16 protein-coding genes, 1 other RNA gene and 1 pseudogene are annotated in these 14,119 nt (G+C 37.4%); 11 read left to right on the top strand and 7 right to left on the bottom strand.

All coding sequences use genetic code 11. The features are described from left to right. Both C502_RS18855 and C502_RS0109945 read right to left on the bottom strand, forming a co-directional pair. The coding region (locus C502_RS18855; RefSeq protein WP_018678676.1) for an IS1/IS1595 family N-terminal zinc-binding domain-containing protein at positions 1-223 on the bottom strand (223 nt) is incomplete at its 3' end. 106 nt (positions 224-329) lie between these two features. Then, positions 330-2,300, bottom strand: coding sequence for a hypothetical protein (locus C502_RS0109945; protein ID WP_018678675.1), 1,971 nt, complete (start codon positions 2,298-2,300; stop codon positions 330-332). Between the two features lie 340 nt (positions 2,301-2,640). On the opposite strand from C502_RS0109945, the gene C502_RS0109940 reads away from it, so the two are divergent. After that, entirely contained in the window at positions 2,641-3,081 is a 441-nt protein-coding gene (locus C502_RS0109940) for an SMI1/KNR4 family protein (protein ID WP_018678674.1), read from the top strand. A gap of 51 nt (positions 3,082-3,132) precedes the next feature. Here C502_RS0109940 and ssrS read toward each other — a convergent pair. The 3 genes from ssrS to C502_RS0109930 form a co-directional block, all read right to left on the bottom strand. Continuing rightward, positions 3,133-3,314, bottom strand: a non-coding RNA gene (gene ssrS, locus C502_RS18850) — 6S RNA. A gap of 90 nt (positions 3,315-3,404) precedes the next feature. Further along, complete coding sequence (locus C502_RS0109935; protein WP_018678673.1) at positions 3,405-3,692, bottom strand: cell division protein ZapA; 288 nt, start codon at positions 3,690-3,692, stop codon at positions 3,405-3,407. A 2-nt stretch (positions 3,693-3,694) separates the two neighbouring features. Further along, a complete protein-coding gene (locus tag C502_RS0109930; RefSeq protein WP_018678672.1) occupies positions 3,695-4,249 on the bottom strand; it encodes a hypothetical protein in 555 nt (184 codons plus the stop codon). 66 nt (positions 4,250-4,315) lie between these two features. Between C502_RS0109930 and C502_RS0109925 the strand changes: the two genes are divergently transcribed. The 5 genes from C502_RS0109925 (at position 4,316) to C502_RS0109905 (ending at position 9,683) form a co-directional block, all read left to right on the top strand. Then, positions 4,316-4,948, top strand: coding sequence for a UPF0149 family protein (locus C502_RS0109925; protein ID WP_018678671.1), 633 nt, complete (start codon positions 4,316-4,318; stop codon positions 4,946-4,948). Positions 4,949-5,011: 63 nt separating this feature from the next. Continuing rightward, positions 5,012-6,331, top strand: coding sequence for an aminopeptidase P N-terminal domain-containing protein (locus C502_RS0109920; protein ID WP_018678670.1), 1,320 nt, complete (start codon positions 5,012-5,014; stop codon positions 6,329-6,331). 488 nt (positions 6,332-6,819) lie between these two features. After that, positions 6,820-8,031: a 2-octaprenyl-6-methoxyphenyl hydroxylase gene (gene ubiH / locus C502_RS0109915; RefSeq protein ID WP_018678669.1), complete on the top strand. Its 1,212-nt coding sequence runs from the start codon at positions 6,820-6,822 to the stop codon at positions 8,029-8,031. Continuing rightward, complete coding sequence (locus C502_RS0109910; RefSeq protein WP_018678668.1) at positions 8,028-9,260, top strand: FAD-dependent monooxygenase; 1,233 nt, start codon at positions 8,028-8,030, stop codon at positions 9,258-9,260. The genes ubiH and C502_RS0109910 overlap by 4 nt, the downstream gene beginning before the upstream one ends. 174 nt (positions 9,261-9,434) lie before the next feature. Beyond that, the gene (locus tag C502_RS0109905) at positions 9,435-9,683 is read left to right on the top strand and encodes a hypothetical protein (RefSeq protein WP_018678667.1); all 249 of its coding nucleotides are present in this window, start codon (positions 9,435-9,437) and stop codon (positions 9,681-9,683) included. A 25-nt stretch (positions 9,684-9,708) separates the two neighbouring features. On the opposite strand, the gene C502_RS0109900 is transcribed toward C502_RS0109905, so the two are convergent. Then, positions 9,709-10,158 (bottom strand): MerR family transcriptional regulator, encoded by a 450-nt coding sequence (locus C502_RS0109900; protein WP_018678666.1) that lies wholly within the window; start codon positions 10,156-10,158, stop codon positions 9,709-9,711. Between the two features lie 61 nt (positions 10,159-10,219). Between C502_RS0109900 and C502_RS0109895 the strand changes: the two genes are divergently transcribed. Continuing rightward, positions 10,220-10,861: a cation transporter gene (locus tag C502_RS0109895; RefSeq protein WP_018678665.1), complete on the top strand. Its 642-nt coding sequence runs from the start codon at positions 10,220-10,222 to the stop codon at positions 10,859-10,861. 66 nt (positions 10,862-10,927) lie between these two features. Here the strand turns inward: C502_RS0109895 and rsmI are convergent, their stop codons facing one another. Further along, positions 10,928-11,767, bottom strand: a complete 840-nt coding sequence (gene rsmI / locus C502_RS0109890; protein ID WP_018678664.1) for a 16S rRNA (cytidine(1402)-2'-O)-methyltransferase — start codon at positions 11,765-11,767, stop codon at positions 10,928-10,930. Positions 11,768-11,823: 56 nt separating this feature from the next. Between rsmI and C502_RS19135 the strand changes: the two are divergent. From C502_RS19135 to C502_RS0109870, 4 genes and pseudogenes are all read left to right on the top strand, one after another. After that, positions 11,824-11,964, top strand: a pseudogene (locus C502_RS19135) (penicillin-binding protein activator); the annotation flags it as partial. Between the two features lie 93 nt (positions 11,965-12,057). After that, complete coding sequence (locus tag C502_RS0109880) at positions 12,058-12,462, top strand: YraN family protein (protein WP_018678663.1); 405 nt, start codon at positions 12,058-12,060, stop codon at positions 12,460-12,462. Positions 12,463-12,523: 61 nt separating this feature from the next. Next, positions 12,524-13,234, top strand: a complete 711-nt coding sequence (locus tag C502_RS0109875; protein WP_018678662.1) for a BON domain-containing protein — start codon at positions 12,524-12,526, stop codon at positions 13,232-13,234. A 3-nt stretch (positions 13,235-13,237) separates the two neighbouring features. Next, the gene (locus C502_RS0109870) at positions 13,238-14,110 is read left to right on the top strand and encodes an alpha/beta hydrolase (protein WP_018678661.1); all 873 of its coding nucleotides are present in this window, start codon (positions 13,238-13,240) and stop codon (positions 14,108-14,110) included. The last annotated feature ends 9 nt before the right edge of the window (positions 14,111-14,119 follow it).

Raw genomic sequence — 14,119 nt, 5'->3', positions numbered from 1 at the left:
CACCAAATAAGCGTTGCATGCCTCTTAAACTACCTCGTTCAAGATAAGTATTCATAATGAGTTCTTTTTGCTCTTCTGTGTATTTGATTTTAGGTTTGAGCACACTTGATCGACCACAATCTTTACATCTGAACTGTGCATTCCCACTTTGGTTGTGCCCATTCTTATAGATATTTGCTGATTGGCAACGGGTACATACATAGCTTATCGTTTCTATGATCATATTTAAGGTCTATTGCTCAGGCGTTTCCATTTTTATTCTAGATTAAAACACGTTGATTTTGGACACTACCAAATTTTTATTATTTATGATATGGGTGACTTATATATTAAGCTCTAATAATTTTTTTGGCTTTTAAACTACAGTATAAGAAGTAAGCAATAATAATCGGCCCAATGATTGAATAAAGAGTTAAAAAGAATAAACCGATATAGGTTGTATATTTAATAAAAGAGGATATGGTTTTGGTACTAATTCCTGTAATTATTGTACTTGCTAATATGATACAACTCGCATACATGAAAGATTTAAAGTTTTCAGAAACCAAGAAGAAACTAAAACCAAATACCCAGCTTAATCTAAATAGAATAACAAAAATACTTTTATAAAAAACTTTTTTCTCTGTTAGCTCAGGACGGTTTTTATTATAACCAAATATATAAAATAAAGGTCTGAATGATTCTGGTAGTAATAGTAAGCTGACTGGGATTAAGCTATATGCAACCAACCATGGATAATTCGGTTCACCAATCAGATAGAAGAGGGTCATGAGCACGATAGATATTGCAGTGAGTCCAATATTAATCATCCATATATCGAAAGTAATAAAAACACTCTGTAATAACTTGTTTATACCTGTTTCAGTATTCAGTTGTATGCTGCCCAATAATATAATTGAGCATACTAACCATCCATATGTTAACACTTGATGTAAGATTTCAGGAAGTAATGGTGCAAAGCCACAGAAAATAAACCCCGATAGAAGCCAAATTTTACGATAAGAGATTAATTTTTCTTCATGATTCTCACGACCTAAAATCTTAGTTTGAAAAATTGGTTGTAAGATGAAAATAAAAGTAAGACAAAATAAAAATGTTGTTACGAATCCTGTTTCTCTATAAAGTGTTGAATTAAATAGTTTTTCTGAAAAATAGAATGTTCCAATAATAAAGATCAAGCTAATTAGTGCTAATTTCTTAAAGTTATCTAGACTCTTTAAAAAAATATAATTTTGATTTTGTGCTGAATTCTGAATTTGAAACTCATTGATGACTATATCAATCGTTGGTTTCGAATAAGCTTTTCTAAACTTCCTTCTTAGTTTGAGCATCTTAAAAGGCTTAAATTCCTTTTCACCTGATAACTCTTGTAATTGAAGATATTGATCTTGAGGGAGTTTTTTTAATAACTGTCGTTTTGATAAATAATTGGTTAATTTCTCTTGCAACAAGTTTGAATAATAAGATTGATCATATTGATTGGCATCATCAGGATAAGTCTCATGCCATAATTCAAGGAATCTGAAGTATTCGGGTTGTAAAGTACTTGAATCAATTTCTGCAAGTGGTGCAATAAGTTGATCTTTAATCTGAATTTGTTGGCTCAGAGGGATGTCAAATTTCTGATTCAGTAGGTATTTAAATTTATCAAAAGTAATATCATCAATATCCTTATTCCATAAGGCTTCTGTTACCTCATTTAGATAAATTGGGATAAGTGATGCAGTATTCTCTGCTAAGACTTCTTCTGCATGATCGGGTGTTAATTCAGCTTGATCAGTTCCATCGTTATATATTTGATTGATTATAGATGGTGTTATATTCTCTTTAGTTTCTTCATCTTTGAAAATAGTAAGAAAGTCATCTAAATCATATTTTTTTAATAGGTCTTTTATTTTATCTGTATAACTATTTTTTAGATCACTGTTTTCACATGTTTGTAGGAGCAGGTCAAATTGAGTTAGCTCATCTCTAATGTTGAAATTAATATCATAAATAGAAATATGCTGTTCAATTTTTAAAAATGAATGATTAAGTTGATCTTCAATAGAGAGTGTTTGGTGATGTTGAGCTACATAAACATCACTAGTTTCATTTTCAAAGAAGTAGTCATCTGAGTCATCATACTCATACGCCATATGTTCGGCTTCATATTGTGCTTGTTCAAATGCTGCTCGTAATGCAATAAAATCATCAGGTTGTTGATCTTGATCAATCAGTTTAAGTTGCTTTGCATAAGCTTTTTTAATTTCTCTTTGATTATCTGTTGGTTCTAGTCCCAAACGCTGCCAAGCTGTCATTCGTTTTACTCAAAATATTTTTAATAAATTAAAAGTGAACTTAATCAAATTTTATTTGATAGATTGACTCATATTTTATTTATCTTTCATAATTTTACAATTAGTTGATAATATTTTTAGCTTAAAAAGCTGCCGATTCCATCGCTGTATTCTATACCTTTAAGGAAAATAAAAGGTCAATTAAATTATTGATTTATGTTTTTGGTTGATCGTCATCGAAATGGTGCAGTTGATAAATTTAGCATTCCATCAATCTAGTGATAAGTCATATCCAAAGAATTGATCATTGGGCTGATAGAAATGATTTATTTTATAGAAATAAATAACTATAGGATAAATCATGAATATAATTTTCCAACTCAAAAATAAATTAATCAAACAAGGTATTCAGCTAAATAAACCAGCAACATGGCAACAGATTTTAGCTTTTGAATATAAATATCAAGTTAAATTATCACCCATTTTAAGCGCTTATTTTTTAGAGTTTAATGGTATTGCTGATGGGGAAATGGATGATAACTATTTTACATTTGTTTCATTGGCTGAATTTCAATCTGTTGAAACTATTTTAAGCTATGGTGATAAAGATAAGTTTTTATATCCGAATTGTTTTGTAATTTCAGATTATCTAGTGTGGTGTTGGGGGTATGCCGTGCAACTAGACCAAATAGGTTCAGATGGTATGGTATATCAAGTGGAAGGAGCAACAAAAATAGAAATTTCGGATTCATTCACAGCATTTTTGCAGCAATATCTAATTGATAGTGATGAATTATTATAAAAATATATAGAATAATAGCATAGTGAAATGCAAGAGGGAGCTACAGAAAATAAATACTCCAGAGGTGCCGCTGCATGGTCGTTACCCTGAACCCGATGAGTTCAAGGTGGAGGTGACGTATACTTACTGGGTTTCCTACTCGAGGCAGGCATACACTCAAAATACACAGAACACATCCATAAATTTAAGTATCGGCAGGGGAATAGACGTACTGGCAAACACCCTAGAGCTAGCTTTAGTATAACTGATCTTTACACGATGACAATCCTTGCAAGCCACATATCTGTAAAGATACTTACTAATTGATGAGGCTTTGTGCAATTTTACTCAACAGTTTGTTCTATCTCTTCCAAGATACTTTGTAGTAAATGCTCACAATGTGCATATTCCTGCAAAGATTTATTTAAACCAAAGACTTCTTGCGCCATTTGTAATGCGACCATAATTACAAGTTTATTATGCTCAACTCGTGGGGCATTTCGGCGCATGTCATGAAATTTTTGATTGAGTAGCTCAGCCGCTCGCTCCAATTCTTCACGTTTATCTTCAGTTGTATTAAGGCGGAAAGTCTGTTCGATTAAGCGAAGCTCAACAACAATAGGTTCACTCATCTTCAGATCTCCTCTTGGGTTTCAGCATTTGGGTGTGCGAGTTGCTGGATTTCTTGCGCATGCTGATCTTGTGCTGTACCTAAAACCGCAAGACGTTGAATGATAGCTTCAACTTTAGATTTTGCTAACTCATTTTTCTGTTGTAAGCGATCACGGTCTTGCTGTAGGTCTTGGATCTCTTTTTGACTATGATGTTGTTGTGCTTGTAATTTTTCTTTAGTCAAGCGTAAATCATTTCGCTCAGCCAAAATCTCTTGAAAGCGATTTTTCAAATCAGTCGTACTTTTTTCTAAACGACTATAACGTTCCGCTAAAGTAGTTGCATCTTGATTTAGTTGCTTAAATTGATCTTGTAGCTGAGATAATTGTTCAGTTAAGTTATCAACTTCTTCCTGCTTCTGCGTGATGATACCGTTTTTTTGCACAACTTGTGCATGGTGATCAGTTTCAGCTAATTGTTTAGCTTCCGTGAGCGAAGTATTCTCTCGCTCGAAATGATGTAAGCGTGTTTTTAAAACACCAATATGCGCTTGTAGACGCTGTAATTGTTCTAACATAACGAAGGTCGCACAGAGTTGCAATCAGAGGTAATATATACAGCAGTATAGAGATTGGATAAACGAATGCAAGACGATATTTTAGGTTGGACAGAATGGAATGCTCATTTTGATGGAATTGAAGAAATTTCAAGCCCAAGTGAGTTACATGGTTTGCTAACAGGTATAGTTTGTGTGACACAAGCAGCGACTCAAGATGAATGGTCACAAATTTTAAATACTTTGAATGTGCCGACTTTAACAGCAGAAGCACTGGAAAGTTTGACGAATGAAGCTGAAGATGTTGCTCATGCCTTATCAGATGATGAATTGGATTATTTACCAATGTTACCAGACGATAGTCATTTGCTTGGAGAGCGTGTACGAGCACTAGCAGATTGGTGTGCAGGTGTTGTATTAGGTTTTGGTCTAGCTTCAGGAAATATCCGTAAAGATGAACAAGAACTAATTGAACATTTACAAGATGTTGCAGCTGTAGAGTTTGAAGATTCAGATAATGATGAAGAGGGTGAAGAAAGTTATCAAGAACTGTATGAGTTTGTTCGCTTGATTCCTGTAAGCTTGTCGATTGGTCGCAAAAAGATTACTGTCGCCGAAAGTTCTTTATTACAAAACTTTCACGCCAAAAGTAGAAATCAAGAAGTGGCAGTTGACCCACAAACTGTTGTAGAAATGTTTACCCCACATCGTCCGAGTTAAGGCGGTTTTAAATCTCCCTAAATCCCTCTTTGTAAAAGAGGGACTTTCTAGTTGTAGGATAGTATGAAATTAACTCAAGCCGATTTTAAACAACGCCGTGATCTTCTCGCTAAAAAAATAGGCAGTAATGGTATTGCCATTATTGCAACGCGAGCAGAAATGTATCGTAATCGTGATGCTGATTATAAATATCGTGCCGATAGTAGTTTTTATTATCTCACTGGGTTTGCAGAGCCAGAGGTGGTTGCTGTTATTGAAACCTTTGCAGAAGGTGAAGATTATAGTTATAGCTTGTTTTGTCGTGAACGTGATCGCGAAATGGAAATTTGGAATGGCTATCGTGCAGGCGTTGATGGTGCAGTTGAAATTTATGATGCCGATGAAGCATATGCGATTGATTTACTCGATGAAGAGATTATCGACAAGCTATTAAATAAACAGCGCCTTTACTATCGTATTGGTCAGAATGCTGAATTTGATGCGCGCGTGAGTCAATGGATTCAAAAAGCAGATGGGCAACAGCGTCGTGGTGGTGCTGCGCCTGCTGAGTTGATTCAGCTTGATCGCATTGTTGATGAAATGCGTTTGAAAAAATCAGCACAAGAAATTGAGTTGATGCAAATCGCATCGAATATCAGTGCCGAAGCACATACCAGTGCCATGCAAACCGTTCAACCGAATATGATGGAGTATGCACTTGAAGCAGAACTCAATTATATCTTTGGTAAAAATGGTTGTGTGCCTGCTTACAATAGCATTATTGGTGGTGGTGAAAATGCTTGTATTCTGCATTATGTTGAAAATAACAAGTCATTAAAAGATGGTGATTTGGTCTTGATTGATGCAGCGTGTGAATATGAGTTCTATGCATCCGATATCACCCGTACTTTCCCTGTGAATGGGAAATTTAGCCCTGAACAGAAAGCACTTTATAATATTGTTTTAGATGCTCAACTTGCAGCGATTGATGCAACCCGTATTGGAAATCACTATAAATATCCGCATGAAGTGGCTGTAAAGATTTTAACTCAAGGTCTGGTTGATCTTGGTTTATTAAGCGGCAATGTGAACGAGTTGGTTGAAAGCGAAGCATTCCGTCAGTTCTTTATGCATGGTACAGGGCATTGGCTCGGTATGGATGTACATGATGTCGGTGCGTATAAGATTGGCGAAGATTGGCGTACTTATGAAGCAGGCATGGTCGTGACGGTTGAACCAGGTTTATATGTTGCGCCTGATGATGAAACGGTTGATGCCAAATGGCGTGGTATTGGCATTCGTATCGAAGATGATATCGTTGTGACCGAAAATGGACCATTGGTCTTGACTAAGAATGTAGTCAAAACCGTTGAAGAAATTGAAAGTTTGATGACGAGTAATTAAAATAAGATTGAGAAAAAGGCTTATCAATAGATAGGCCTTTTTATTTACCCTAGATTTAACTTAAATTTTTTCTAACTTATTGAAAAAAATATCTTTGTGGAATCTTCTTGAGTAATCATCCAATTTTAGGATAAGCCGTCGGCTGGACCTACTTTTGTTTCGGGATGAGGAACGACGTTCCGCAAGGGCAACTATCTTGCGCAGCTACATCGCTACCCACAGCAAAACTCGTTGCTTGCTGTCAGCTAATTTAATGAGTCGCAGAAACAATATCTTATTAATGGAGTCCTGTCTCAAACAGTTGCGGATGACATTTCCGAGTATCATATTATTGTCGAACTCAGATTATCTAGTTTGATGCTCAAAACAACTTTTGAATATATTTTAAAAACATAGACCAAACAAAGTACAAATTCCCTTCCTGATTTAAGTTAGAGTAAGATAGTCCCGAAACATCAAGTCATGAAAAACTGATAAGGAATAATATTATGCAGCAACAAGTCATCATTGTCGGTGGAGGTATGGTTGGACTCAGCCTTGCTCTAATGTTGGCAAAATCTAATATCGCAGTAAAGTTATTAGAAGCTGTGAAATATCCAAATTATGATGACGAAAATGTTGCCCCTTATCATTCTAGTTTTGATGCGCGTAATACTGCATTGTCACGCCGTAGCGTACAGATTTACCAAAAGTTAGGCTTATGGGAAGCCTTACAACAACATGCAACACCAATTCTACAAGTGCATATCACTGAACAGGGCAGCTTTGGAAAGGCCCGTTTAGTGGCAGAACAAGAAAAAGTAGAAAGCTTTGGGCAAGTGATTGAAAATGCTTGGTTGGGGCGTGTCTTGCTGACACAAGTTAGCCAACAGCCTTTGATTGAATTGATTGATGGTGTACAAGTAACTTCATTGACACAAGATGAAGACCATGTACAAGTCGAAGCCATGCGCAATGGTGAGTATATCCATGCTTTAAAATCGAAGTTGGTGATTGCTGCTGATGGTCGTGATTCTTTCTGTCGCCAAGCCATTGGGGTAGGTGTTGATGAACATGATTATGACCAAGTGGCAATCGTCACCACCGTACAAACCTCGAAACCACATCAACAGGTTGGCTTTGAACGTTTTAGTGCTTTAGGGCCATTGGCACTGTTACCTTTACCGGGTGAATACCGCCGTTCCGTGGTGTGGCCTGTGAAAAAGGGCACTGAGGCAGAATGGTTAGGTGAAGAAAACGATCAGCATTTTTTGGATGCTTTACAGGAAACCTATGGCGATCGTGCAGGTAAATTTGAAAAAACAGGCAAGCGCTTTAGCTATCCACTGGCTCAGGTCTTGGCACATAAACAAGCCGTTGGGCGTGTGGTGTTGATGGGTAATGCCGCACATACCATCCATCCAGTGGCAGGGCAAGGTTTTAACCTCTGCTTGCGTGATGCAGATGTGTTGGTTCGTTTCTTGATGGAACAATTGGCGAAGTCAGATGATATTGGCAGCCCTGATAATTTATTGGCTTATGAACAAGCACGCTTAACTGATCAACAACGGGTGATTAAATTCTGTGATTCAGTGGTACGTGGCTTTAGCAATCAAAATCCAATACTCAAATTATTACGGAATACTGGATTGATTGCATTTGATGTGATTCCAGGGATTAAGCCTCTAGTTGCCAATTATGCGATGGGGCTGAAAGCATGAGTGAATTATTAGATGTCGTGATCGTAGGTGGCGGTTTAGTGGGTGGCTTAACGGCTTTGCTATTAGCGCAGGGTGGTGTGCAAGCGACAGTACTGGATGCTGCTCCAGTCCTCGATCAAGAAAAAACGTTGGCTGTGATGAATCCACGGGTATTGGCTCTGAGTCAAGCAACCATTCATTTACTTAAAACAGTGGATGTCTGGAATGATTTAGCACGTCAAATGCCTTATTCAGGTATGCAGGTCTGGAATAAAAATGGCTATGGCGAAATTAATTTTGGGCATGCTTCAGAGCAGCAACCCCAATCAGATCAGGCTTTGGGTTCAATGGTTGAACCGAGTGTCTTGAATGTTGCGATTCAACAGAAAATGTTGCAGCAGCTTAACGACTACCGTACCCAAGTGAAAGTGATACGTATCGAGCAGATTTCACAAGGCTGGTCGATTCAACTGGCTGATGGGACAACATTAAAAACCAAGTTATTGATCGGTGCAGATGGCGCAAATTCATTTGTACGTGAGCAAGCTTATATTGATTTAGATGTACTGGATTACAAGCAAGCTGCGATCAGTTGTGCGATTAAGACCACTCAACCAAATCAATATGTTGCTCGACAAATTTTCTTGCCTACAGGACCATTGGCTTACTTACCAATGGCGAGTCTTGATTCGCAAGAGAATGGCTATTGGCAGTCGATTGTGTGGACTTTACCAGATGACTATGCGGATGAATATTCAGCATTAAATGATCAAGACTTTATGCGATTACTCACACAAGAGAGTCTGCATATGTTGGGTGAGGTGGTTGAGGTGCGTTCAAGAGCGCAATTCCCATTGAAAGCTCGTGCAGCGCAGCGTTACGTTAAATCAGGCTTGGCATTAATCGGTGATGCAGCACACGTCATTCATCCTTTGGCTGGACAAGGTGTGAATATTGGTTGCTTAGATGCCGCAGTTCTATGTGATGTATTACTACACGATTTAAAACGTGGTGTATGGGCAAATGAACAAACCTTATTACGCTATGAACACCAGCGTAAGGGACAAAATGATGCGATGATGCATAGTATGTCAGCGATTGGTTGGTTAGAAAGTGCAGAATTATTTCCGTTTGTTTGGGCACGAAACTTTGGTTTAAAACAAGTTGAACAATTGAATTGGTTTAAGGATCGTTTTATGCGACAAGCCAATGGATTTGATGCCTTAGAGCACACGAGTTATGCTTGCTAAAAAAACAGTAGATATTTTTTAAACAATCATTTATAAATCAGAGTTAATTTGGTTATAAAAAGTACAATTTGATGAATATTTTGCTTTGATAAATGAGAAGAGCTTGTTAAATTTCTTCAAGTTCTGATGACCAAATAACGATGATGAGAGTTTAGTCATTGTGGGGAGAGTAATATGACGGAAATGAATGATTACGACGAAAACACAGAAGATTCTGCTGTAGACGATGAAGAGGCGAAAGCCGCAGAAAGTGGTGCTGATAATGAAGAATCGAGTGCCAATGACGCAGATCTTGCTGAAGCAGAAACTTTAACTGTGACTGCAAAGTTAAAACAGCGTCAAGCTTTGGAAGATGAAGTGGCTGCGTTTCTAGCACGTGGTGGGCGTATTACTGAAGTTCCACCCGGTGAGCATCAAGATTAAGTCTGCAAATGACAAAGAAAAAGCATCACGATTGTGATGCTTTTTTGTGTTGATGCGCTTCATGCCCACATTCGAGTGGTTGATGTAGCTCTTTTAAAATCCCACATTGTTCAATCGTACGATGTTGTGAACATTGTTGTTTTAAATGGGTTAAATCTTGTTTGAGATGCTCTAGATTTTTAATCTTCTGTGATACCTCAGCAAGATATTGATCAATTAAGTGATCAACTTCCATACATGTCTGAGCGGGATTGGTTGATAATGCTTTGAGTTTTTGAATATCTTGTAAGGTAATGCCAAGCTCTCGACAATGTTTTAGAAATAAAAGTTCTGAAAGCATTTGCGCAGAATAATAACGATAATTTCCCGCAGTTCGGTTGGCTTTTTCGAGCAGCCCAATTTTTTCATAATAACGAATGGTATCAACTGAGACGCCTGACTTTTTTGCTAATTGTCCAATCGTGAAATTTATCATGCTTGACTCTGGAGTTACTCTAGGGTTTTAAATCACTATAAAAGATTGAGTGAGAAAAGTCATGGCAGGATGTGGTTGCAATACAACATGTTCACCAACACAAAAGATTAGCCCCAAATTTAGAAAAGCGCTTTGGATTGCTTTAGTACTCAATGCATTGATGTTCTTTGTCGAGATGATTGGGGGATCACACGCACGTTCGGTATCATTATGGGCAGATGCGTTAGATTTTGCAGGTGATGCTGCAAACTATGCAATCTCTCTGGCAGTATTGTCCATGACCTTGTATTGGCGGGCGACAGCAGCTTTGCTAAAAGGCATCACGATGGCCGCATTTGGGGTTTTTGTCATAATTAAAGTGATTTGGTCATGGTGGTTAGGTGTAACACCTGAGCCTATGTTGATGGGTACAATTGGTCTACTCGCATTGGTTGTGAATGTCGTTGTTGCATTGATGCTTTATGCATTTCGTGATGGTGATGCCAATATGCGTTCTGTATGGTTGTGTAGCCGTAATGATGCGATTGGCAATATCGCCGTGATTATCGCGGCAGTCGGTGTGTTTGGGACAGGCACCATGTTCCCTGATTTATTCGTGGCCTTTGTGATTGCATACTTGGGTGTTTCTTCTGGGTGGAGTGTCATTCAACAAGCCAGAGTAGAAAGAAAAATAGACCAAGATGCTTTCGGCACAAAAGCTTAAAAGAGATTGTTTTGATACTTTATCTTAAAAGAGGTGTAGATTTTACAGAAATCTACACCTCTGTTTTTAATCTTTTTGAGTGAGTTCTAAAGCTCGTTGATAAGCGATTTTCTTTTTAATTCCAATTAAATCAGCAGCGAGTTGCGAAGCAGCTTTGACTGATAAATCTTGTAATAAGCGTTTTAATAACTCATCTAATTTATCTTGTTCTAGGTCTTTTTCAGCAGATGCGCCGCCTACCACAACTACAATTTCACCTTTTTCTTGATTGTGATCATTTTCAATAAAATGAATCAATTCTTTTAAGGTCATTTTCTTGATCGTTTCAAACGTCTTGGTAATTTCACGGGCAAAACCCACAGGACGATCTTCACCAAATACCTCAGCCATATTTTTAACGCTGGCTAAAATACGATGCGGTGCTTCATAAAAAATAAGTGTTTGTGTTTCATCTTTTAGCTTTTCAAGTTGGCTAATGCGTTGCGAGGCTTTAGATGGTAAAAAGCCTTCAAAACTAAAACGATCACTTGGTAAACCCACAGCACTCAAAGCTGCAATTGCGGCACAAGCACCAGGTACTGGAATGACGCGAATATTGTGTTCTTGCGCTGCACGTACTAACTTAAAACCAGGGTCACTAATTAATGGTGTGCCTGCATCACTAATCAATGCAATACTTTCACCATTGAGCATTCTTTGTATAAGCTGATCAATTTTGTTACTTTCATTGTGATCATGACATGCAGTTAGTGGTGTTGAGATATTATAATGTTTAAATAGTTGAGCAGATTGGCGTGTATCTTCTGCCGCGACGATTGATACTGACTTTAAAATATCAATTGCACGAAAGGTCATGTCATCTAAGTGCCCAATCGGGGTTGCTACAACAAATAACTGAGCACTCATAAAAGGTAACTCCCTGAAGGATTAAAAAATATTGGTTGCTGCTCAGTTTGGCAGCAATGATGAGTCCAGTTTATACGGACGTATTGGTGATTCTACCCGAATCGGGTGTGATAGCGCGAGCCAGTAACGGCATTAGCCCTTGTTTCTTGAGTGCTTATACAGCATCTGGTGGCAAAGAAAAAATAATTTTTGTAGATTGAGCCAAAATAACAGCAACCTGATTTCCAAGAAATTGGGTATGAGCCATATAAAGATAGAAGCCAAACTTTAAAATAAAAAATGAGGAGCGAATGGAACAAGACATTTTAGATTTAGGAAAATGGGCTGAGCAGCAAGCACGAGCATTATTGGAACGAGAGAATTATCAATATGTAGATCAAAATTATCATTCACGTTATGGTGAAATTGATTTAATTGTTAGATTAGGGAAGGAGCTTGTTTTTGTTGAGGTAAAGGCGAGATCTGCTGGGAGTTATGCAGCAGCATGTGAAGTCATCACCGAGTCTCAACAACGTAAAATTATTAAAACAGCACAAATGTTTTTACAAAAACACCCTAATTATGAAGATTTTGATTGTCGTTTTGATGTGATTTGTTTTGATTTTCCAAAGAAATTTGCAAAAACAGTACAACCAGATTTTTCAAAATTGCAGTATGATCAGCAATGGATTAAACATGCGTTTACTTTGGATTGAGTAATCACTTATTATTTTTAAGATAAATGCCAACAGGTTTGTAGATAGGGAGTCTTGCCAAGTGTTAAAACATTTAACGATTACGTTACTTTGTGCTGCAAGTTTATCAGGATGTGCGAGTTTTATTTCAGGTGGTACTGGGACTTCGCCTATTGGTACTGAAAGTGGTGAACGTAGTCTAGGGCAGGTTTTTATTGATTCCTCAATCAAGCGTACCGCAAACGTTAATTTATATAAATTAGATCATCGTTTTAAACAGTCACGTATCAATATTGAAAGTTTTCACAGCAATGTTTTATTGACAGGACAGGTGCCTGATCCATATTTAAAACAATTGGCAGAAGATAACCTTAGAGCGATGAGTGATGTGAAAGCTGTGCATAATTACATCACTGTTGGAGATAAAGTCGGCTATAACACGATTATGCAAGATTCAACGGTCACTGCAAATACGCGTGGTCTATTGATGAAAGCACCAGTCGTTTCTGATAGTAAAGTACTTGTGCATACCGAAAATGGCATACTTTATATCATGGGGCGTTTGAATACTGCTGAGTTAAGAGATTTAGATAATGTCTTACAAAAAGTTGGTAATGTGAGTAAAATTGTGACGCTGATTGATAATATTGATCAACCATCTGGAACGATAGCAAGTGCTACAGCAGCAACACCAATGCTTGGCAGTGCTTCAACACAACCTTTAGTTGAAACTCCAGTTGCAATTGATCCTGATCAGACTGAACCTGCGACTATTACTCCGACTAAACCCTAATTTATGAAGCAACTTATTCAACAAGTACAAGAAAATGTTATACGGGCGAAAAACTTTTATCAGGAATTTCGCCTTTATGATTTAGCAAGTTATTCGATGAATTATCTGACGCCAAAGGATACTTTTGAAAAAGAAGAACATCTTGCTTATGGATTAAAAGCCAGAAATCGACTGGATCTTTATCGAACTAAAAATCCCAAAAAACAAAAACCTTTGATTGTTTTTGTGCATGGTGGATCATGGCAACATGGTAATAAAAGAGACTATGTATTTATTGGCGAGACCTTCGCGCGAGAAGGCTATGATGTTGCGGTTATTAATTATCAACTCGCGCCTGAGAATATCTTTCCAGCATTCGTTGATGATTTAGCTCAAGCGATTCATTATCTAAATCAAAATAAAAGTAAGTTGAATATTTCAACGGACAATATCATTTTAATGGGGCACTCAGCGGGTGCTTTTAATGTGATGTCTGTGGTGTATTCAGCTCAACCTCAACAGTTTAAATATATAGACAATATCAAAGCAATCGTTGGATTGGCTGGCCCATATCATTTTGATTACAAGAACGATCCACTAGCAGAACATGCCTTTGATCAAAAAATATCGTATCAACAAGTGATGCCGTATTATTTCATTAATCAGAATAAGATTAAGCATTATTTGTTGATGGCTGAAAATGATCAGTTGGTTGAGAATCATAATAGTTTTGATCTTGATATGGCATTAAGCGAAAAGGGCAATCATAGCCATGTGGTGATTATCCCAAAGACAGGACATATTACCATTGTGGCGACTTTGGCAAGTTTTGTGAGCCATTATTTCAAAACCAAGCGAACGATTTTGCACTTCTTGGATGAAGCTTTGGAAGATTAAGTGAAAAGC

Source organism: Acinetobacter tjernbergiae DSM 14971 = CIP 107465, assembly GCF_000374425.1.
GTDB lineage: Bacteria > Pseudomonadota > Gammaproteobacteria > Pseudomonadales > Moraxellaceae > Acinetobacter > Acinetobacter tjernbergiae.
This window is presented reverse-complemented; position numbering and strand designations above follow the sequence as displayed.

Coding starts and splice junctions, on each gene's coding strand:
- C502_RS0109945 (WP_018678675.1), bottom strand. CDS start 2,300: ATGACAGCTTGGCAGCGTTTGGGACTAGAACCAACAGATAATCAAAGA.
- C502_RS0109940 (WP_018678674.1), top strand. CDS start 2,641: ATGAATATAATTTTCCAACTCAAAAATAAATTAATCAAACAAGGTATT.
- C502_RS0109935 (WP_018678673.1), bottom strand. CDS start 3,692: ATGAGTGAACCTATTGTTGTTGAGCTTCGCTTAATCGAACAGACTTTC.
- C502_RS0109930 (WP_018678672.1), bottom strand. CDS start 4,249: ATGTTAGAACAATTACAGCGTCTACAAGCGCATATTGGTGTTTTAAAA.
- C502_RS0109925 (WP_018678671.1), top strand. CDS start 4,316: ATGCAAGACGATATTTTAGGTTGGACAGAATGGAATGCTCATTTTGAT.
- C502_RS0109920 (WP_018678670.1), top strand. CDS start 5,012: ATGAAATTAACTCAAGCCGATTTTAAACAACGCCGTGATCTTCTCGCT.
- ubiH (WP_018678669.1), top strand. CDS start 6,820: ATGCAGCAACAAGTCATCATTGTCGGTGGAGGTATGGTTGGACTCAGC.
- C502_RS0109910 (WP_018678668.1), top strand. CDS start 8,028: ATGAGTGAATTATTAGATGTCGTGATCGTAGGTGGCGGTTTAGTGGGT.
- C502_RS0109905 (WP_018678667.1), top strand. CDS start 9,435: ATGACGGAAATGAATGATTACGACGAAAACACAGAAGATTCTGCTGTA.
- C502_RS0109900 (WP_018678666.1), bottom strand. CDS start 10,158: ATGATAAATTTCACGATTGGACAATTAGCAAAAAAGTCAGGCGTCTCA.
- C502_RS0109895 (WP_018678665.1), top strand. CDS start 10,220: ATGGCAGGATGTGGTTGCAATACAACATGTTCACCAACACAAAAGATT.
- rsmI (WP_018678664.1), bottom strand. CDS start 11,767: ATGAGTGCTCAGTTATTTGTTGTAGCAACCCCGATTGGGCACTTAGAT.
- C502_RS0109880 (WP_018678663.1), top strand. CDS start 12,058: ATGGAACAAGACATTTTAGATTTAGGAAAATGGGCTGAGCAGCAAGCA.
- C502_RS0109870 (WP_018678661.1), top strand. CDS start 13,238: ATGAAGCAACTTATTCAACAAGTACAAGAAAATGTTATACGGGCGAAA.